Here is an 18,772-nt window from a genome sequence, read left to right as displayed (position 1 = left end):
CCACTTAGGGAAAGGCATGAACAAGGCGTCAATCCGTCATTGTCGTGGCGTATTCAAGCCTCGAAGCCCTGTATCCGATGGAAAATCCGTGCAGGCGCCCTGCGGCAGGCCCTTTCGTAAAGTCTTCAGGCCCTGTAGAGGACGTGCGGCGAAAGGCTGGAGGACATATGGCGCTCATCTTCAAGATCCTGACGGCGCAGCAATGGCGCAACGCCGAGGCTGCCGGGCGTTTCGACGGCGCCCCCATCGACGTCCAGGACGGCTATATCCACTTCTCGTCCGCCGAGACTGCGCAGGAGACCGCCGCCCGGCATTTCGCCGGGCAGGACGATCTCGTCCTCGCCGCCGTGGAGGCCGACAGGCTGGGAGAGGCCCTCAAATGGGAAGCCTCGCGGGGCGGCGCCTTGTTCCCTCACCTTTATGCCGCCCTGCCCCTCGACCTGGTCGAATGGACGGCGCCACTGCCGCTCGGGGCGGATGGCCGCCATGTCTTCCCGCTCGAATTTCTCTCGAGCAAGCAGCCATGATCGGCGCAGCCTTCGCCCTCATCCGCCCCCGCCTGTTTCGCATGGACCCCGAAGAGGCGCATGAGGCCACCCTCTCCGCCTTGCGCAGCCTGCCGATCCCGCCGTCCCTGCCCGATCCGGCCTCGCTCCGGGTGAAGGCGTTCGGGCTCGATTTCCCCAATCCGATCGGCGTGGCGGCGGGCTTCGACAAGAATGCCGAGGTCGTCGACCCCCTGTTCAGGCTCGGCTTCGGCTTCGTGGAGATCGGCAGCGTCACCCCGCGTCCCCAGGAGGGCAATCCCCGCCCCCGCCTGTTCCGCCTGCCGGCGGACGAGGGCGTGATCAATCGCTTTGGCTTCAACAATCAGGGCCATGCCGCCGTCCTGGCTCGCCTCAAGGCCCGCAAGGGCCGCGGCATCCTCGGCGTCAATGTCGGCGCCAACAAGGACAGCGAGGACAAGGCCGCCGACTATGCTGCCGGTATCATCGTCTTCGCCCCCGTCGCTTCCTATTTCACCCTCAACATTTCCTCGCCCAACACGCCAGGCCTGCGCAATCTGCAAAAGCGCGAGGCCCTCGACGAATTGCTGGCACGCGCCGTGGAGGCGCGCGATACGGCCGCGCTCATCGGGCCGCGCCGCCCGCTGCTTCTCAAGATCGCCCCCGACGTCACCATGTTCGAGCTCGACGACATCGTCGACCGGGCGCTCGCCCACAAGCTCGACGGCATGATCGTCTCCAACACCACGATATCCCGGCCAGAGACGCTCAAGGAGTGCGAGACGGCCAAGGAAGCCGGTGGTCTGTCGGGTGCGCCCCTGTTCGACCTCTCGACCCAGGTGCTGGCCGAAACGGCGCGGCGTGTCGGCGGCCGTTTTCCCCTGATCGGCGTCGGCGGCATCCATTCGGCCGAGACCGCCAAGGCCAAGCTGGATGCCGGCGCCACGTTGGTCCAGCTCTATTCCAGCCTGGTCTACAAGGGCCCGGGCCTGATCCGGCAGATCAAGAAGGGGTTGCGTTAGTCTTCCGGGATCGCCGGCCCTAAGCCGACGATCCCGGACTTGTTACGCCGCCTTCTTTTCCGGCTTGAAGCGCTGGTAGAAGCGCTCGTCCTTCACCGACATCTCGCGCAACAGCTTGTTGGGCTGGAAGCGCGGGCCATAGGCGGCCGCGAGCTTGTCGCAAAGGGCCACGAAGGCCTTCGAGCCCATGCCATCGATATAGGACAGGGCTCCCCCGGTGAAGGGCGCGAAGCCGAAACCGAGGATCGAACCGACATCCGCCTCGCGCATGTCGGTGATGATGCCGTCCTCCACCGTGCGGGCCGCTTCCAGGGCCTGCACCACCAGGAAGCGCTGCTTCAGCGTGTCCTTGTCGATGGTGTCGGGATCGAGCTTCACTGGCTGCAGGTCCGCCAGGCCCGGCCAGAGCCGCTTGGAGGCGCCGGCCGGATAATCGTAGAAGCCCTTACCGTTCTTTCGACCGAGCCGGCCATGCTGGTTGAGCAGGGCGTCGAGCAGCTTTTCCTGCATCGGATCGATGGCCGCCTCGCCGAGGTCCTTCTTGGTGGCCTGCAGAATCTTCCAAGCGAGATCGATGGCGATCTCGTCATTGAGCGAGAGCGGGCCGACCGGCATGCCGGCGGCGCGGGCGAGCGTCTCGATCATCGCCGGCGGCACGCCCTCGCCCAGCATCAGATGGCCTTCGCGAATATAGTTGAGCACGCAGCGATTGGCGAAGAAGCCGCGGCCGTCATTGACCAGGATCGGCGTCTTCCTGATGGCGCGCACGAAGTCGAGCGCGACGGCGATGGCCTTGTCGCCGGTCTTGGCGCCCTTGATCACCTCGACCAACAGCATCTTGTCGACCGGCGAGAAGAAATGCACGCCGATGAACTGCTCGGGACGAGCCGAGTTCTCGGCCAGCGAGGTGATCGGCAGCGTGGAGGTGTTGGAGGCGAAGACGGTGTCCTTGCCGATCACCGCCTCGATCTTCCGGATCACCTCGGCCTTGACGGCGCGATCCTCGAACACGGCCTCGACGATCAGGTCGACGCCGGCAAGCGCACCGAAATCCGCCGTGGCGGTGATGCGGCCGAGCAGGGCCTCCTTGTCCGCCATCGAGGCGCGGCCCTTCTTGATCTGGCCGGTGATCAGGCCGTCGGAATGGGCCTTGCCCTTGTCGGCGGCTTCCTGGTCGCGATCGACCAGCACCACCTCGAGCCCTGATAGCGCCGAGACATAGGCGATGCCCGCGCCCATGAAGCCGGCGCCGACCACGCCGACGCGCTTGAGGCTGGTCGGCGGCAGGGCCGGACGGCGCGCGCCCTTGTTGAGCTCCTGCATGGAGACGAACAAGGTACGGATCATCGAGCGCGCCTCGATCGAGCGCAGCACATGGGCGAAATAGCGCGATTCCACCGTGAGGGCCCGGTCGAAGGGCAGCTGCAGGCCCTCATAGACCGTCTGCAGGATGGCGCGGGCCGCCGGATAATTGTCGTAGGTCTCGCGGCGATAGAGTGCGTTGGCCGGCGGGAACACCATCATGCCGGCCTTGGAATAGACCGGGCCTGCAGGCAGGCGGAAACCTTCCACATCCCAGGGGGCCACGGGCGAGCCGCCGTCCCTGATCCACTCCTTGGCCTTGGCCACCAGCTCCTCGCGCGGGGCGACGGCGTGGATGAGGCCCATCTTCTGGGCCTGGCTGATGCGCAGCTGGTCGCCCTTGAGCAGCATCTGCAGAGCCTGATCCGGCTTCATCAGGCGCGACACGCGGGTGGTGCCGCCGGCGCCGGGGAACAGGCCGACCTTGACTTCGGGCAGGCCGACGCGGGCCTTGTCATTGTCGGAGGCACCGATGCGGTAGTGACAGGCCAAGGTCAGCTCGAAGGCGCCGCCCAGGCAGACGCCGTTGATCGCGGCGGCGAAAGGCTTGCCTGAGGTTTCGATGCGGCGATAGAGCTGCGACAGGAAGCGGCTTTCGGCGAAGAAGGTCTCCATCGCCTTCTCTTCGCCGAGCTCGGCCCGCGCCTTGGCGTAGCGCTGGCCCATGCCCTCGAGCATGGTGAGGTCGGCGCCGCCGGAAAAGGCGTCCTTGCCCGAGGCGATGACGCAACCCTTGATGGCGGCATCGGCGGTGACGCGCTCGAGGATCTGGCCGAGTTCCTCCATAACCTCGACGGTGATGACGTTCATCGAGCGGCCGGGCATGTCCCAGGTGGCGAGGGCGATGCCGTCGCTGTCGACATCGAAGCGGAAATTGATGAGGTTCATGGATGGCTCCAGCCAATTTCCTTCTCCCCTTGCGGGAGAAGGTGGCGCGCAGCGCCGGATGAGGGGTGGACGAAACCTCCCAAGGTTTCGAAGGCTCATTCGATTCCGGATGAACGGCTGCAAGACCCCTCATCCGCCCCTTTCAGGGGCACCTTCTCCCGCAAGGGGAGAAGGAAAAGAGGTCACACCCTCTCGATGATGGTGGCGGCACCCATGCCGGCGGCGACGCACAGCGTGATCAGGGCGGTCGACTTGCCGGTGCGCTCGAGTTCGTCCAGCGCCGTCCCCAGGATCATCGCGCCGGTGGCCCCGAGCGGATGGCCCATGGCGATGGCGCCGCCACAGGGGTTGACCGTGGCGGGATCGAGATCGAAGGCCTGCATGTAGCGCAGCACCACCGAAGAGAAGGCTTCATTGATCTCGTAGAGGTCGATGTCCGCCTTGCTCATGCCGGCCTTGCGCAGCAGGAGCTCGGTGACGTCGACCGGGCCGGTCAGCATCAGCGCGGTATCCGAGCCGATCGAGGCAGCTGCCCGCAGACGGGCGCGCGGCTTGAGGCCGAAGCGCTTGCCGGCCTCCGCCGAACCGATCAGCACGGCCGAAGCACCGTCGACGATGCCGGAGGAATTGCCGGCATGATGGACGTGGCTGACCTTCTCGACTTCCGGATGTGACTGCACCGCCACCGCATCGAAGCCGCCCATCTCGCCCATTTGCACGAAGGAGGCATTGAGGGCGGCCAGGGACTGCATGGTGGTGGACGGACGCATATGCTCGTCCTTGTCCAGGATGGTCAGGCCGTTGATGTCCTTGACGGCGATGACGGAGTTGGCGAAGCGCCCCTCGCTCCAGGACTGGGCGGTGCGGCGCTGCGATTCCACCGCATAGCCGTCGACGTCGTCACGCGAGAAACCATATTTGGTGGCGATCAGATCGGCGGAAATGCCCTGGGGCATGAACCAGGTCGGCACCGCGCTGGAGGGATCCAGTGCCCAGGCGCCGCCCGAAGCCATCATGCCGATGCGCGACATGCTCTCGACGCCCCCGGCGACGACGAGGTCCTTCTGGCCGCCGGCGATCTGGCCGGCCGCAAGGTTCACCGCATCCAGTCCCGAGGCGCAGAAGCGGTTGATCTGCACGCCCGGCACCTTCTCGCCGAGGCCGGCATGGAGCGCCGCGATGCGGGCGATGTCGCCGCCGGCCTCGCCGATCGGATCGACGCAGCCGAGGATCACATCTTCAACGGCATTCTCCGGCAGCCCGTTGCGCTCGGCCACGGCCCGCAGCGTCTGGCTCGCCAGCGACAGGCTGGTGACCTCGTGCAGGGCGCCATCGGCCTTGCCCTTGCCGCGCGGCGTGCGCACGGCGTCGTAGATGAAGGCTTCGCTCATTGGGTCTCTCCCTGGGGAGCGCGGACATCCTGTCCGCTCTTGGAAACATAGTACTCAATAGAAAGGAAAGAGCGGACATCGCGACATGAAGGCATGTCGCTGAGAAGTCCGCGCTCCAATCAGAACGCCTCGGCCGACAGGGCCATCACGTCGCCGGCACCGGCGGTCACGCGAGCCAGGCGCAACCCAGTCTCCGGCAGCAGCCTGTCCGCGAAGAAGCGGGCGGTAATCAGCTTGTTCCTCGCAAAATCGCTCTCCCCCTTCGCCAGGGCCGCCTTGGCCATCTGCGCCCACATATAGCCCAGCGCCACCAGGCCGAAGAGATGCAGATAATCGGTCGAGGCCGCGCCGGCATTGTCCGGCTTGGCCAGGGCATTCTGCATCAGCCACATCGTCGCCTGCTGCAGATGGCCGGCCGAAGCCTTCAAGGGCGCAATATAGGGTTTCAGGGCTTCATCCGCCTCATGCGCCTTGAGGAAGCCGTTCAATTCGCCGAGATAGGCCATCATGGCGCGGCCGCCATCGCGCGGCAGCTTGCGGCCGACGAGGTCGAGAGCCTGGATGCCGTTGGCACCTTCATAGATCAGGGTGATGCGGGCATCGCGCACGAACTGTTCGACGCCGACCTCGGCGATATAGCCGTGGCCGCCGAACATTTGCTGGCTATTGATCGCATTCTGCAGGCCGTTCTCGGTGAGGATGGCCTTGGCGATCGGGGTCAGCAGGCCGAGGCGATCGTCGGCGGCCTGGCGGGCGGCCGCATCTGGCGAACGGCGGTGGATGTCAGCCTGCAGCGCGGTGGCGAGCGCGAGGGCGCGGCCGCCTTCGTTGAGGGCGCGGGCAGTCATCAGGGTGCGCCGGACATCGGGGTGCACGATGATGGGATCGGCCGCCTTGTCGGTTTCCTTGGCACCGGTGAGCGCACGGCCCTGCAGGCGGTCGCGGGCATAGGAAGCCGCGTTCTGGGTGGCAACGTCGCCAAGCGCCAGACCCTGCATGCCGACCGCCAGCCGCGCCTCGTTCATCATCACGAACATGGCGGCGAGGCCCTTGTTCTCGACGCCGACGAGATAGCCGGTCGCCTCCTCATAGTTCATCACGCAGGTCGCATTGGCGTGAATGCCCATCTTCTCCTCGATCTTGCCGCAGGAGACCTGGTTGCGGGCGCCGACCGAGCCATCGGCGTTGACCAGATATTTCGGGCAGACGAACAGCGAGATGCCCTTGGTGCCGGCCGGCGCGCCCTCGATGCGGGCCAGCACCAGATGCACGATATTGTCGGCAAGGTCATGCTCGCCGGCGGAAATGAAGATCTTGGTGCCGGAGATCTTGTAGGAGCCATCGCCGGCGGGCACGGCCTTGGTGCGGATCAGACCGAGATCGGTACCGCAATGCGGCTCGGTGAGGTTCATGGTGCCGGTCCATTCGCCGGCTATCATCTTGGGAAGATAGGTCTGCTTCTGCGCGTCGCTGCCATGCTCGAGGAGAGCCGCGATGGCGCCCTGGGTCAGGCCCGGATACATGCCGAAGGCGAGATTGGCGCCCGAGACGAATTCCTGCATCACCGAGTTGAGCACAGCGGGCAGGCCTGCCCCGCCATATTCCGCGGGCGCCGGCAGGCCGACCCAACCGCCTTCGCGATAGGCCTGGTAGGCCGGCTTGAAACCATCCGGCGTCGTCACCGTACCGTCGTCGGAACGGATGCAGCCTTCACGGTCTCCGCTGGCATTGAGGGGCTGGAGCAGTTCCTCGCACATCTTGGCGCCTTCGCCGAGAATGGCGCCGACGGTCTCCGGCGAGACGTCCTCGAAGCCGGGAAGATTGTTGTACTTGTTGATGTCGAGCACGTCGTTGAGGAGGAACATCACATCCTCCACGGGAGCCTTATAGCTGGGCATCGGTCTGCTCCTGTTGAATTATTTCTGCTGGCGGCCGAGACGGCCGCGCACGATGTCGCGCGCATGGCTGAGTTCGGCATAGGCGTGGTCGATGTCGCGGCGGCGGCGATCGAGCTCGGCGAGCTTCTCCTCGAACCGCTCGAGGGCGACGCGCAACTGTGTGGCCTGGCCATCGCCGAGATCGTAGAGATCGAGCATCGACTTGACCTCCTCCAGCGAGAATCCCACGCTCTTGCCCATCAGGACGAGCTTGAGGCGTGCACGATCGCGACGGGAATAGATGCGCTCCTGCCCCCGCCTCGCCGGGATCAGCAGGCCCTTCTCTTCATAGAAACGCAGGGTACGCGAGGTCACCTCGAACTCGGTGACCAGTTCATGGATGGTGAACTGTTCCTTGCGCTGTCCACCCTTGCGCAGATCGGCTGCTTCTTCGGCGAATGCCATCTCGCTCAGTGACATCGGAGATCTCCGCTTTGCAGATGATGGGGAGATACAGTCAGTTTACGTTAACGTCAATACACGATCGCGAAAATGTGTAACCACCCAACTCTGACGACCGCAGCACGGCCCGGGCGGGCCTGGGCATGCCCGATGCGGCCGCCTCAATGTCCGCCGTCCCCCCCCCGCCGCCATGGCCATCCCCCCAGCCGCCATGCCCGCCGCCGATTTGAGCATCGGGGCCGCCGGGATCCCACTCCGACGCCGCAAAAATGAAAGAGAGCGGGCGCGAGCCCCGCCGCCTGGAAAGGCGCCGCCGCCTCTCCCAGGCGGCCGAACCCCACAGGATGGCAACCACCAGACCCAGGCCGACGAGCAGGCCCCCCATGGCCAGCAAGGCTGTCGTGTAGATGTCGTTTTCCATGCTGCCTCCCGGTATCCCCCGAAAGCAAAGGCCGCTTCCGCAGGAAGCCTAGCTGAAATCGACACAAGGTCCACGCCGACGCCGCTCTACGGTACGGTGGCAACCTCGGCAAAGGTGACCCGGTCGCGTGTGACTTCCTGGCGTTGCGGCGGGGTCAATCCCGCCTCGGCCTTCTGCACCAGGCTTGGTCCGAACAGGCTCTCATCCGGCCAGTCGCGCCAGGGATTCGAGGCCATATCCAGGCCGACGACCCCGCCCGACATATTGTAGACGAGGGGCCCGGAATTCTGGAACCCGTCAGGAATGGCGGCAAGATTCACCTTCCTGCCGGTGGCGAGTTCATACACAAAGCCGCCCTTGCGCCCGCTCAGATCCGTCGTCCGGACATAGCGCCCGCTTGGATCGAGCCCGTCGACCTTCTCGTTCGTCGTCTTGACTTCGGTCATCTCATCGCGGGCGAGATCCCAGATCTCCAGGAGCCCATCGCCCAAGCCGATGGAAGAAGCGCCGATCAGATATTTGCGTGTGGGATCGCACAACACGCGCTCGATGGACGCATCGATCGAGCGCAGATGGGTGGTGCGGCTCTCGCGCAGGTCGAATATAGCCACCGCATTCCCGCCGGGTGCCTTCTGCGCATGGATCAGGTCGGCCTGAAGCCTGAGGCAGATCGCATCATTGCCGCCGAAGACGGCGGAAGCAACTTTCGAGGCGTTGACCTTGCCAAGGCCAAGCGCGCTTTCCTTGATCCGGATCATGGGCTTGCCCGTGGCGACGTCGATGACCGTCAGGAACCCGGAATTGTCGCCCGCCAGCAGCAAACGGCTCTCATCCGGACTGAAATCCATCATGGAGACCGCGCCTTCGCGCGGCAGGTCGAACAGCTTGGTGCCATCAAGCCCGTTCAAGACCGAGACCTTGCCGGAGGAACTGACGGCGAGGAACTTGCCGTGTGGGCTGAACAGCAGATTGCGGGCGCCCGTCTCAAGAGCCAGCCTCGCCACGATCTTGCCCTTGTCCGTCGACCACAAATCGAGTTCCCCGGACTGGTAGTCGGCACTGGACGCCAGGAGGCCAACGCGGTCCAGCGGCGAGACGGCAGTCCAGAGGATGGTCTTGCCCGTGTCGACGGGCAGCTTGATCTGGCGGCTCTGAACGGCGGTGTAGAGCGCCAGATAGGCCTTGGGAAAGCGCTTCAGCGCAGTATCGTCCGACTGGGAGGGCAGTCCCTTCAGGGCCTCGATGATGGCCGCCTGCTTGTCACTATCCTGGTAGAGCAGTTCCAGCGAACGGGTGGCATGATTGTTGGAGACCGACTGGGCCTCGGCCAGCGTCTGGCCGCCGCCGAGCTTGAGCTCGTCGGTCAGCGAGGATTTCATCCAGGGTGTCTGGGCCCAGTCGGTCTCCTCCCCCACCGCCTTGGTGACATCGCTCATGATGCGCTGGATCGAATAGCCGGAGGTGCCGACCGCCTTGACGAAGGCGCCGGCGAAGGGGCTGAGCTCACCCTTGCCGTCGAGCGCCACCGCATTGGGCGAGGTGGCATAGGCCACCATCAGCCCGCGCGCCTGCACGGCACCGGGCGCCGCCGCAGCCCCCGCCCCCTCGACCCGGGCAATGCCGCGCCCGGTCGAGACCGAAAGCCCGGCCTGACCGCCCTCGGCCATCGGATTGTTGCGGCAGGCATCGAGGAAGACCAAGGTCGCCTTGGCGCCCTTCTGCAGGGTGTCGACGATCGGCTGCACCGGCACGAAGCCGTGCTGGAGATCCTTCGAGGTGGCATCGGTAGCCACCAGATAGTTCTCGTCCCTGATCTGGATGCCGTGGCCGGAATAATAGAACATCGCCACATCGGCCCCGGCCGCACCGGCATAGGCGGTGGCAAGGCAGTTCTGCAGGCCCGCGCTGTCGGCATCGCCGGCGAGGAAGACCTCGAAGCCGAGCGCCCCCATCGCCTTGGCCACGGCCTGGGCATCCCGAGCCGGATTGGGCAAGGCAGGGATGCCGTTGCCATAGCCGCCATTGCCGACGATGACAGCCACCCGCTTGCCGCTCGCCCCGGCCGGTGCGGCCCGATGCTCGCAGGTGCCGGCGGCGTACGCGGAACCGCCCGGAGCGGTTGAAAGAATCCCTGAGATCGCGATGAATGTGATGGCAATCAGGCCATGAACGCTCTTCATGATTCCCCCAGACTCACGCTTGCTTCCCTGAGGTCAGCGCGAAGTTTGACGTAAACACGGCCGAAGGTCGAGCCTCCGGATAAGCATGCAGGACTACGAGAAACGATACCGGGAACTGCGCGCAGCCGGTCTGCCGGGCTGGGCCGGCGACTGTCATGCTGGCAACCGGCTGAAGCTCGCTGCGATGTTGGACGACCTTCAGCAATCCGGTCTCCTGCCGCCTGCCCCGTGCCCTGCCCTCGAACTCGGCTGCGGCAATGCCGCCATGGCGGCATTGCTGCTGGCCGGACGCGGCTACGGCGTGCACGGTATCGACATTTCGCCAACGGCCATCGGCTGGGCCCATCAGATCTTCAAGGCCGCCGGGCTTGCCGGCCATTTCATCCAGGGCGATGTGCGCGCCATGCCCGATTTCGGTACGGCGTCCTTCGCCCTGGTCTTCGACGGCGCCTGCCTGCATTGCCTGATCGGCGCAGACCGCGGCCTTTGCCTGGCAGAGGTTCGCCGCATTTTGCAGCCCGGCGGCATCTTCGTCGCCAGTACCATGTGCGGCCCGCCGCGTTCGCCCGAAGCCCGCTCCCGCTATGAAGCGGAACGCCAATGCCTCGTCGATGGCGGCATTCCCACACGCACGCTCAGGCCCCTGCCGGCCCTCCTGGCGGAACTGCGAGAGGCCGGATTCGACATCGTGGACCGCCGTATCCGCCGCAACCCCTGGTGGGATCACGCCACGATCGTCGCCCGCCCGGCCCCTCGCGTTCAGAACTTGTAGCTCACGCCGAGCAGGGCCGTGGTCTCGTGGAAACGGACCTTGCCCGGATTGGCCGCCCGGATCCGCCATTTGCCGAAATCGCTGTAGCGCACCTCGCCGCGCACCGACCAATTGTCGTTGAGGGCATATTCGAGGCCGGCGCCGACGGTCCAGCCGGCCCGGGTGGTGCTGGCCGAAAAGGCCCCGAGGCCGGGCGCGTTGACGTTGTATTTCTGATTGGCGAAGGCGACGCCGGCGGTCAGATAAGGCAGGAAGCGGTCGAAGGCATAGCCGACCCGTCCGCGGATCGAGCCCTGCCAGTCGCTCTTGAAGCGGACGCTGTAGGGAACGGCACCGGCAACGCTATGATGCGTCTTCGACAGGGAGGTATAGTCGATGTCGCCTTCCAGGCCGAACACCAGATTGTTCTCGAACTGGTAGTTGTAGCCGGCATGCAGGCCGCCGATGAAACCGGTGCTGTTGAAATTCTGACGATAGCCGCCAGTATCGGCACTGATCTTGGCATTGCCGAACACGGCGCCGGCATGGGCACCGACATAAAAGCCGGTCCAGCTATAGGGGACGACCGGAGCGATCGGCTCGGCCGTGGTGTAGCCGAGGTCGGCGGCCAGGACCGGGGTGACGCTCGCCAGGAGCGCGGCTAGGGCAAGACGCAGACGCATGGGACAGTTCCTGTTGGGGATTGGCTGTCCTGTTGATGACATAGCCTGCGATTCCTGCCTGTATCGTCAGAAACAGGCCCGATCCGCCAGCGAAGAGGCTTATTTCGCCAGAACGAAGGCTTGCAGCGCCGCTAGCGTGTCGGCTCCGTAGCTGCCATCGGGGGCACGATTGAGCAGGCCGGCCTTGGCCAGCCGCTGTTCGACGGCCTTGCGCAGTTGTGGCGTGAGCGAGGTCGAGGCCTTGTCGATCAGGAGACCCCGGGCCACCGGCGAGCCGCCCCGCAACGCTTCCAGGCCGTAATCGGCCGCCCTGTCGGGATCGCGCTTGATGCCGCCCGCGCCCGCCATCAGGAAAGGTATCAGGCTGGCCTTGGCATTGAGGTTGCCGATCGCCGCGGCCCTTTCGAAGAAATCCGCTGCCCTGCCGAAATCACGCGGCCCGCCAATGCCGTTGGCCGCCATGTTTCCAAGCATGACGTTGCCATCGCCATCGCCCAGTTCGGCGGCGCGCTGGAACAGCTTGCGGGCCGTGGCGAAATCCTTCACCGCGCCGGTCTGGCCGAGCAGTACATAACCGACCCGCAGCATGGTCTGGGTGTGCTCGGTCTCGACGAGCCTGTCGATCCATTGTCGAGCCTCGGCGGCATTCTTGGGTACGCCCGTGCCCTGCAGATAGAGCACGGCCAGGAAGCCCATTGCCTGCGGGTCACCGGTGTCGGCGGCCTTCCGATACCATTGCGCCGCCTGCACGGCATCGCGCGGGCGACCGGTGCCGTTCTCGAACTCGATGGCGATATTGCGCATGGCCGAGATATTGCCGGCCGCGGCGGCCTGGTCGAACAGGGCGACGGCACGCGGCAGGTCCGCCGGCCCGCCTTCGCCCGTCTCCAGCATCAAGGCCAGGTCCGACATGGCCGAGACCGAGCCGGCGGCGGCGGCCTTGGTCAGCAGGTCCCGCGCTTCTGTATCGCTGCCGGCGACATCGAGCGCCCGCGCCAGCTGGAATTGCACGCGCCGATCCTCGGGAGCGGCCGCCAGGGCCGCCCGGCAGGCCTCGACGGCCAGCCGGGGCTGGATGCGGTTGAACTCGACACCGGGCACGCCGGAGGGACGGTCCATGTCCTGCGGCGAAGCCGCCATCTTGTCGCATCCTTCCAGCGCGGCCCGGGCAGCCGCGTCCAGCGGCGCGGGAGCGGGCGCCTGCAGCGCGGGCGTAGGCAACACAGGCGGTGGAGTGGAGGCGGCTGCAGCCCCGCCCGCGAAATAGAAATCGCCGAGCAGCGAGAAGGTCACCTCGGGCAATTGACGTTCATTGGTGGCCTTGTAGACATTGGCCGCGACACGCCGGAACAGAGCCCCGATCTCGACCCCAGGCTTGCCGACCTCTCCCAGAAAGGCCGCGGCAAACGGGCTGTTGCGGCCACCGCCGTCAGCCGCGACGGCACCGGGCTGGGTGGAATAGGCGATCACGCTGCCGGCCGTCTGCTGGATGCGGGCGAGGCCGCGGCTGATGCCGATCGAGCGGGTCGGACTCGCCTTGGACAAAAGCTGCTGGGCGAGCGGATTGTCGCGGCAGGCATCGAGCATGACGATACGCACGCCACTGGCGCGCTGCAGATCGGACAGGATATCGTCGACCCGCGCCATCTCGTAATTGACGTCGCCGACCCCGGTCAGCTTGGCGTCGACGGGCATCAGATAGTTCGCGCCCTGGAACTGGAAGCCGTGGCCGCCATAATAGAACAGCGCCGCATCAGCGCCATCGGCCTCGTTGGCGAAGCGCCTGAAGGCATCGTCCATGCCGCGCTTGTCGAGATCGTAGCCCTCGACCACCGTGAAGCCGACGGCCTTCAGGGCCTTGGCGACATCGGTGGCATCGTTGCGGGGATTGGGCAGCGGCACCGTGTTGCGATAGGCCGAATTGCCGATCACCAGGGCAATGCGCTTGTCCGCCAGGGCCGGCGCCGACAGGGCCGTGCAGCAGACCAGCGCGAATGCGAGGCCGGCAAGCATCGGCCGGAAAGAAAATCGCATCGTCGAGGCTCCCTGTCGCTCTTGCGCCGGACCGTCGACCGAAGCCGCGCCATCGGCAATGCCCCAGGGAACAGATCGGGCAAGGCGGCGTCAAGGCTGTCTTGCAAAGCTTGGGAAACACCGCGTCTAGGACCGCCGACGTCCCATCCATAGGCGCCAACTTTGCAGGCGGAGGCGCGATAGTCCCTCCCCGGTTTCGGGGAGGGTGGCCGAGCGCAGCGAGGTCGGGTGGGGTAGAGTGGCGCGATGGCAGCCATTTCAACACGATTTGGCGTCACTCTCCCCCATCCGTCGCTGTTGCGCAGCGACACCTTCCCCGAAACCGGGGAAGGATTCCTGAGCTTTACCTCGAAAAGTCAGCGCCTATGGACGTCCCAGGCGTGTCGCTTGCCGATCCCTCAGCGCAAGCCGTCCTCGCCCTTGATCTCGGCCTTGGTCAGGCCGCCGACGCGCGGGAGGGGGCGCCCGCTGTCGGTGACGACGATGGCAACCAGGATCTCGTCGGCACGGGGGGCATCGGGCACGCGCACTTCCATGGCGTCGAAATGGCTGCGCACATAGGCCGCGTCCTTGTGGCCGAGCGGCACGTCGAGGACGCCACCGAGGCCGCAGCGCTTCTTGGCCGACGGGATCAGGGCCGCGCCCTTGCCGAGCACCTTGCGCACCGGCGTGCCCATCCTGGGGTGCAGGATGGCGGCGGCATGTTCGAGCTCGCCATTCTCACCCACGGCCGCAGCCTTGCCATAGCTCTCGGCATCGGGCCCTTCGATGCCGAGGGCGTCGACCGCGCGCTGCGTGAGCAAGGCGCCGAGTTCCTCGCCGATCTCCATCAGCGGCGTGAGATCCTCGACATAGCGGCCGGCGAAGGGATTGGCGATCACCGCGATCGCCGCTGCCCGCCGGGTCGGCGGGTCGACGGGACGGTCCATCTCGCGCCTGGTTTCCTCGACGAAGGTGACGAGCTTGCGGATGCTGGCGGGCATGGCGGCGTTTCCTTTCCAGATTGGATCGTGCAGGTCGCGACGGCTTACCGCAGCCCGTCCAGGCCCTTGACATCCTTGGCCGCGAGGCCGCCGACGCGGGCATGGATGCGTGCCCCCGTGGTCATCACCAGCACCAGCAGGAGTTCGTCTGCCTTGGGCCCATCGGCGAGGCCGACTTCCATGGCGTCGAAATGGCTGCGCACATAGGAGGCGTTGATATGGGTGACGGGCACGTCCAGCCGGGTGCCGGGGCCGCCGAGCTTCTTGGCCGACGGCACGATCGCCTTGGCGTCACCCAGGATCTCGCGCATGGCGTAGCCGCCCGGCACATGCCAGAGCGCGCCATGCTCCAGTTCACCGGCAGCGCCAACGATGGCGCCCTTGCCATAGCCCTCGACTTCCCCGGCCTTGCCGCCGAGCGCCGCCAGCAGGGCGCCAGCCATCTCGACGCCGAGTGGCTTGAGCTCCTCCATGAAGGGCGCGATCTCCTCGACATAGCGGCCCGCAAAGGGGTTGTGGATCACGCTCAGAATGGCGCCGCGCTTCAGCGGCACGGCGCTGACGGGACCGCCTTCATGAAAAATCTCTTCGACGATGACGGCACGCTTGCGCAGGACGATTTCGGGCATGTCAGGCGGCTTTCGGTTGCAGCAAAGTGTTGGCAGTCGACACCAGCGCGGTGACGCCGGCAAGATGGAGGGCGGCGGCGCGGATCAGGCCGCCGTCGACGAGGCTGCGTGCCCGGGCTTCCCCCGCCCGCAAGGCCATGGCAATGTCCTGGTCCGCGAGAGGTCCGACGGCACGCGTCACCGGGCGCTCCCCGAGATCGCTGTCTGGCTGAAGGGAGGAAGCCGGAACCCGCAGGATGCCGGGATGACCGGGGATATCGACGGCATTGGCGATGATGGTGGCGGCCGCATCCGCCGCCGCGGCATCCACGGCCAGCACGGTGACGGCATCGGCGATGCCGAGCGAAAAGCTGCGCCCGCGCCAGCCGGAGGTGGCGATGCCGCCGATCCCCTCGCCCGCCCTGATATGGCTGCGGGCGAACAGACCAGGCCTGTCGGGGCGGTCGACCAGGCCGATGGCGAAGTCCTCTCCCTCGGCGAGATACAGGGCAATGTCGCCGCCATTGTTGACGAAGGCGCGGCGTAGCGGCGCCGCCGCGCACATCGCCGCCAGAATCTCGTCCGCCACGGCACCGGCCACCGCAGCCATCGGGGTGATGAAATGGCTGCCGGCATGGGGCGCGACCGCGGCCTGCATGCGCCGCGCAACCACGCCCTGCGCGGGCACGCTGTCTACCCCCTGGGGCGCCCGCAGCAGCGGAAGTTCCTCGCAGAGCATCTCGAGCAGTCCGTCGAAACGCTGGATCGCGGCGCCATAGGCCGCCTGCACCGTCTCGGGCTCGGCCTGCGCCTCGATGATGAGGTCGATGGGCCCGTGCTGCAAATGCAGGCGCCTGTTATCGCTCAGGAGCGACGCCTGCGGCCCGGCCCTCATCCGTGCGACCTCCGGGCCGCATGGGGCGCGAAGGGCCAGGGATTGTCGGCGCGCTGGGCGAGGTCGACCCCCTGGCGCAGGCTGGAGAGCGGCCTGACATGGCCCATATGGCCCCCCATCGCCTCGTAATCGTCGAGCCGCAGGGTGAATTCGATCGGCGCCACCAGAGCCGGCGTCGGCACATAGCCGAAGGCATTGTCCGGCAGGCGGGTGACGTCGACCATGAAGGTGATGCCGCCGCCGGGCCAGACATAGACGGGGGCGCCGCCGCAGGTGACATAGGTCAGCGCATCCTTGACCGAACGCGTCAGCCGCACCGGATTTTCGGTGACGCCGGCCCGCAGCGACCCGCCGGCGCCGCCGATGAACAGGACCGTGGAAAGGGCCGGCTCGCAATTCTCGGCAATGCGCTCCACGGATTCGACTAGGGCCCCCGGCAGATCCCGTCGCACCGGCTGCAGCGCCTCGTCGAGCTCGTAATAGCCGTGATGCTCGCCGGTGGTGCTCACCATGAGAAGGCGCAGACCGGGCCAGGCGGTCTTGGGATCGAACGGACCGAGAATGGCGAGAGGATCGTCGATATTGGTGCCGCCCCAGCCCGTGCCCGGCTCCGCCACCTGGAAATAGCGCCCGGGGGTGGAGCGCCGCCCCTTGAGCTTGATGCCCGTATCGGGAATGTCGAGCAGCTTGCCGGCCTGGTGCTCGGACAGCACGCCGGTGATGTGGTCGTCGACCACCACCACCTCGTCGGCCTTGCCGAGCCACTGCCGGGCGAAGATGCCGATGGTGGCCGAACCGCAGCCCACCCGCATGCGCTGTTCGAGCTGCCCGTTGACGACGGGCGCCTTGCCGGCCTCGATCACCAGTGTAGCGCCGCCATCCACGGTCATCTCGACCGGCTTGCGGTTGCACAGATCGAGCAGGGCGTCGCAGGTGACGCGCCCTTCCTTCTTCGAACCGCCGGTCAGGTGGTGCACGCCGCCCAGCGACAGCATCTGCGAGCCATACTCGCCAGTGGTGACGTGGCCGATCGCCTCCCCGTTCACCCGCACCGTGCTCTGCTCGGGCCCGACGAAGCGATCCGTGTCGATCTTCACTTTGACGCCGCAATAGGAGAAGATGCCCTCGGTCACCACCGTGACCATGTCGACGCCCTCGACCTGCGAGGACACGATGAAGGGCGCCGGCTTGTAGTCGGGATAGGTGGTGCCCGCGCCGATGGCGGTGACGAATTTCTCCGGATTCGGGACCAGGGAGCCGTCCCAGCCCTTGGTGCCGCCGAAGGGCACGAGATCGCCACCTTCGGAAACGGTGCGTTCCAGGAGAATATGCGGATCGACTCGCACCAGCGTGCCGTTGTCGTTGGCATAGCGGTCGCAGGCCCCGGCCATGCCTGGTTTGATGTAGCACATCACCGGGCAGGCATCGCAACGGATCTTGCCATCCGCCGAGACCGCCGGAGCCGGTGCCTCGAACTCGCTATGGGCGGAAAACTCACTGTAGGACGGCATAGCGCGAGCTCCCGAGGGCGAGTCTAATTCGTTTGTATACTAACAATAGTCGATCCGGTATCCCCTTTTGTCAAGACCGGGGCGGCGCCACCGATTCCCGCTGGATCAGGACCGTGTCGAGGACGTGCCTGCGCGGCGGCGCCTTGCCGCCCACGATGCGCGCCACCAGCATCTGGGCCGCGGCCGCTCCAAGGTCGTAGGAGGGCTGGGACACCACGCTCACCAGCGGAGAGACCGCGCTCGTCCAATCGGCGTCGTCGAAGCTCACCAGCGACAGGTCGCCGGGAATGTGAAGCCCCAGGGTCCGGGCAGCCCGGAACACTTCGAGCGCGATCTTGCTGTCGGATGCCAGCAAGGCGGTAGGGCGGCCTGGAGCCCGCAACAGGTCCAGGAGTATCGCCTGCGAACGGGCCGTCTTGGCCGCGTCCAGGCGTATCTGCCGCTCCGTCTCGGCCAGGCCCGCACTATCCGATGCTTCCAGGAAGCCGGCGATGCGGTTGAGTACGGTCGTCAGGGGAATCTGGTCGGGGCCGCTATAATGCGCATCGGCCGCGGCCGTCGCGGTAATATAAGCGAGCCGGCGATGCCCGGCGGCGAGCAGCAATTGGGTCGCCTCCCGCGCCGCCTTGTGGTCGTCGACGAGCGCCACGTCCACCGGCAGCCCCGGCACGTCGCGGTCGAGCAGCACCAGGGGACAACCGCGGGCCAGCGCATCCCGAAGATGGCTGCCGTCATGACGCGTGGCCGGCGCAACGATCAGCCCGTCGACCCGCTTGGAGAGGAAGACTTCGGTCGAGGCTTTCTCCGTAGCGAGCGTCTCACCGGAATTGGACAGGATGACATCGAAACCCGCCTGGGCCGCGACGTCGCTGATTCCGCGCACGGCCAGCCCAAAAAAGGGATTCTCGATATCGCCGACGATCACGCCGATCGTGCCCGAACGCCCCGTCGCCATGGTGCGTGCGAGTTCGTTCGGCCGATAGTCGAGGCGCTGAGCGGCTTCCAGGATCCGTTCCTTCAGATCCGCGCGCACGGCGCCGTAACCGCCCAAAGCCCTGGCCGCCGTCGCCTTCGACACCTGGGCGGCTCGCGCCACATCGGCGACGGTCACGGGTCGTCGGGTGGGATTGTGCTTGTCCATGCTCGCCACTATCGCCTTTGCCGAAGCTGCGTCAATGCGAAGTTTCAATTGAAGAGA

General features: G+C 66.3%; 16 protein-coding genes. 3 read left to right on the top strand and 13 right to left on the bottom strand.

The annotated features are described in order from the left end of the window. The first annotated feature begins 167 nt into the window (after window positions 1–167). Window positions 168–527, top strand: coding sequence for a DUF952 domain-containing protein (locus U1R88_RS06780; protein ID WP_322430579.1), 360 nt, complete (start codon window positions 168–170; stop codon window positions 525–527). After that, on the top strand, window positions 524–1,528 hold the full coding sequence (locus tag U1R88_RS06775) for a quinone-dependent dihydroorotate dehydrogenase (protein ID WP_322430578.1): 1,005 nt from the start codon (window positions 524–526) through the stop codon (window positions 1,526–1,528). The genes U1R88_RS06780 and U1R88_RS06775 overlap by 4 nt, the downstream gene beginning before the upstream one ends. A gap of 42 nt (window positions 1,529–1,570) precedes the next feature. Here U1R88_RS06775 and U1R88_RS06770 read toward each other — a convergent pair whose 3' ends face one another. From U1R88_RS06770 to U1R88_RS06745, 6 genes are all read right to left on the bottom strand, one after another. Beyond that, window positions 1,571–3,778 carry an FAD-dependent oxidoreductase gene (locus U1R88_RS06770; RefSeq protein ID WP_322430577.1) on the bottom strand — a complete coding sequence of 736 codons (2,208 nt, stop codon included), beginning with the start codon at window positions 3,776–3,778 and terminating at the stop codon, window positions 1,571–1,573. 182 nt (window positions 3,779–3,960) lie between these two features. Then, window positions 3,961–5,169, bottom strand: coding sequence for an acetyl-CoA C-acetyltransferase (locus tag U1R88_RS06765; RefSeq protein ID WP_322430576.1), 1,209 nt, complete (start codon window positions 5,167–5,169; stop codon window positions 3,961–3,963). Window positions 5,170–5,288: 119 nt separating this feature from the next. Beyond that, window positions 5,289–7,067, bottom strand: coding sequence for an acyl-CoA dehydrogenase C-terminal domain-containing protein (locus U1R88_RS06760; RefSeq protein ID WP_322430575.1), 1,779 nt, complete (start codon window positions 7,065–7,067; stop codon window positions 5,289–5,291). A gap of 18 nt (window positions 7,068–7,085) precedes the next feature. Further along, entirely contained in the window at window positions 7,086–7,526 is a 441-nt protein-coding gene (locus tag U1R88_RS06755; RefSeq protein ID WP_322430574.1) for a MerR family transcriptional regulator, read from the bottom strand. 37 nt (window positions 7,527–7,563) lie between these two features. After that, window positions 7,564–7,929, bottom strand: coding sequence for a hypothetical protein (locus tag U1R88_RS06750; protein WP_322430573.1), 366 nt, complete (start codon window positions 7,927–7,929; stop codon window positions 7,564–7,566). A gap of 86 nt (window positions 7,930–8,015) precedes the next feature. Then, window positions 8,016–10,109, bottom strand: a complete 2,094-nt coding sequence (locus tag U1R88_RS06745; RefSeq protein ID WP_322430572.1) for a caspase family protein — start codon at window positions 10,107–10,109, stop codon at window positions 8,016–8,018. An 85-nt stretch (window positions 10,110–10,194) separates the two neighbouring features. Here U1R88_RS06745 and U1R88_RS06740 point away from each other — a divergent pair, with 85 nt between their 5' ends. After that, complete coding sequence (locus tag U1R88_RS06740; RefSeq protein ID WP_322430571.1) at window positions 10,195–10,881, top strand: class I SAM-dependent methyltransferase; 687 nt, start codon at window positions 10,195–10,197, stop codon at window positions 10,879–10,881. Here the strand turns inward: U1R88_RS06740 and U1R88_RS06735 are convergent. The 7 genes from U1R88_RS06735 to U1R88_RS06705 form a co-directional block, all read right to left on the bottom strand. After that, a complete protein-coding gene (locus U1R88_RS06735) occupies window positions 10,869–11,543 on the bottom strand; it encodes an outer membrane protein (RefSeq protein WP_322430570.1) in 675 nt (224 codons plus the stop codon). The two genes, U1R88_RS06740 and U1R88_RS06735, sit on opposite strands and share 13 nt — an antisense overlap. A 99-nt stretch (window positions 11,544–11,642) precedes the next feature. Continuing rightward, window positions 11,643–13,577, bottom strand: coding sequence for a caspase family protein (locus tag U1R88_RS06730; RefSeq protein ID WP_322430569.1), 1,935 nt, complete (start codon window positions 13,575–13,577; stop codon window positions 11,643–11,645). A gap of 398 nt (window positions 13,578–13,975) precedes the next feature. Next, a complete protein-coding gene (locus U1R88_RS06725; RefSeq protein WP_322430568.1) occupies window positions 13,976–14,560 on the bottom strand; it encodes an amino acid synthesis family protein in 585 nt (194 codons plus the stop codon). Window positions 14,561–14,604: 44 nt separating this feature from the next. Continuing rightward, window positions 14,605–15,189: an amino acid synthesis family protein gene (locus U1R88_RS06720; RefSeq protein ID WP_322430567.1), complete on the bottom strand. Its 585-nt coding sequence runs from the start codon at window positions 15,187–15,189 to the stop codon at window positions 14,605–14,607. Window position 15,190: 1 nt separating this feature from the next. Further along, on the bottom strand, window positions 15,191–16,063 hold the full coding sequence (locus U1R88_RS06715; protein ID WP_322430566.1) for a UPF0280 family protein: 873 nt from the start codon (window positions 16,061–16,063) through the stop codon (window positions 15,191–15,193). Then, window positions 16,060–17,475, bottom strand: coding sequence for a 6-hydroxynicotinate reductase (locus U1R88_RS06710; protein ID WP_322431349.1), 1,416 nt, complete (start codon window positions 17,473–17,475; stop codon window positions 16,060–16,062). The genes U1R88_RS06715 and U1R88_RS06710 overlap by 4 nt, the downstream gene beginning before the upstream one ends. A gap of 169 nt (window positions 17,476–17,644) precedes the next feature. Beyond that, window positions 17,645–18,715 carry a LacI family DNA-binding transcriptional regulator gene (locus U1R88_RS06705; RefSeq protein ID WP_322430565.1) on the bottom strand — a complete coding sequence of 357 codons (1,071 nt, stop codon included), beginning with the start codon at window positions 18,713–18,715 and terminating at the stop codon, window positions 17,645–17,647. Window positions 18,716–18,772: the final 57 nt, after the last annotated feature.

The organism is Labrys sedimenti, assembly GCF_034424805.1.
Taxonomy (GTDB): Bacteria; Pseudomonadota; Alphaproteobacteria; order Rhizobiales; family Labraceae; genus Labrys; species Labrys sedimenti.
The sequence above is the reverse complement of the archived record's forward strand: the minus strand, read 5'-3'. Positions and strand labels throughout refer to the sequence as shown.

Coding starts and splice junctions, on each gene's coding strand:
- U1R88_RS06780 (WP_322430579.1), top strand. CDS start 168: ATGGCGCTCATCTTCAAGATCCTGACGGCGCAGCAATGGCGCAACGCC.
- U1R88_RS06775 (WP_322430578.1), top strand. CDS start 524: ATGATCGGCGCAGCCTTCGCCCTCATCCGCCCCCGCCTGTTTCGCATG.
- U1R88_RS06770 (WP_322430577.1), bottom strand. CDS start 3,778: ATGAACCTCATCAATTTCCGCTTCGATGTCGACAGCGACGGCATCGCC.
- U1R88_RS06765 (WP_322430576.1), bottom strand. CDS start 5,169: ATGAGCGAAGCCTTCATCTACGACGCCGTGCGCACGCCGCGCGGCAAG.
- U1R88_RS06760 (WP_322430575.1), bottom strand. CDS start 7,067: ATGCCCAGCTATAAGGCTCCCGTGGAGGATGTGATGTTCCTCCTCAAC.
- U1R88_RS06755 (WP_322430574.1), bottom strand. CDS start 7,526: ATGTCACTGAGCGAGATGGCATTCGCCGAAGAAGCAGCCGATCTGCGC.
- U1R88_RS06750 (WP_322430573.1), bottom strand. CDS start 7,929: ATGGAAAACGACATCTACACGACAGCCTTGCTGGCCATGGGGGGCCTG.
- U1R88_RS06745 (WP_322430572.1), bottom strand. CDS start 10,109: ATGAAGAGCGTTCATGGCCTGATTGCCATCACATTCATCGCGATCTCA.
- U1R88_RS06740 (WP_322430571.1), top strand. CDS start 10,195: ATGCAGGACTACGAGAAACGATACCGGGAACTGCGCGCAGCCGGTCTG.
- U1R88_RS06735 (WP_322430570.1), bottom strand. CDS start 11,543: ATGCGTCTGCGTCTTGCCCTAGCCGCGCTCCTGGCGAGCGTCACCCCG.
- U1R88_RS06730 (WP_322430569.1), bottom strand. CDS start 13,577: ATGCGATTTTCTTTCCGGCCGATGCTTGCCGGCCTCGCATTCGCGCTG.
- U1R88_RS06725 (WP_322430568.1), bottom strand. CDS start 14,560: ATGCCCGCCAGCATCCGCAAGCTCGTCACCTTCGTCGAGGAAACCAGG.
- U1R88_RS06720 (WP_322430567.1), bottom strand. CDS start 15,189: ATGCCCGAAATCGTCCTGCGCAAGCGTGCCGTCATCGTCGAAGAGATT.
- U1R88_RS06715 (WP_322430566.1), bottom strand. CDS start 16,063: ATGAGGGCCGGGCCGCAGGCGTCGCTCCTGAGCGATAACAGGCGCCTG.
- U1R88_RS06710 (WP_322431349.1), bottom strand. CDS start 17,475: ATGTGCTACATCAAACCAGGCATGGCCGGGGCCTGCGACCGCTATGCC.
- U1R88_RS06705 (WP_322430565.1), bottom strand. CDS start 18,715: ATGGACAAGCACAATCCCACCCGACGACCCGTGACCGTCGCCGATGTG.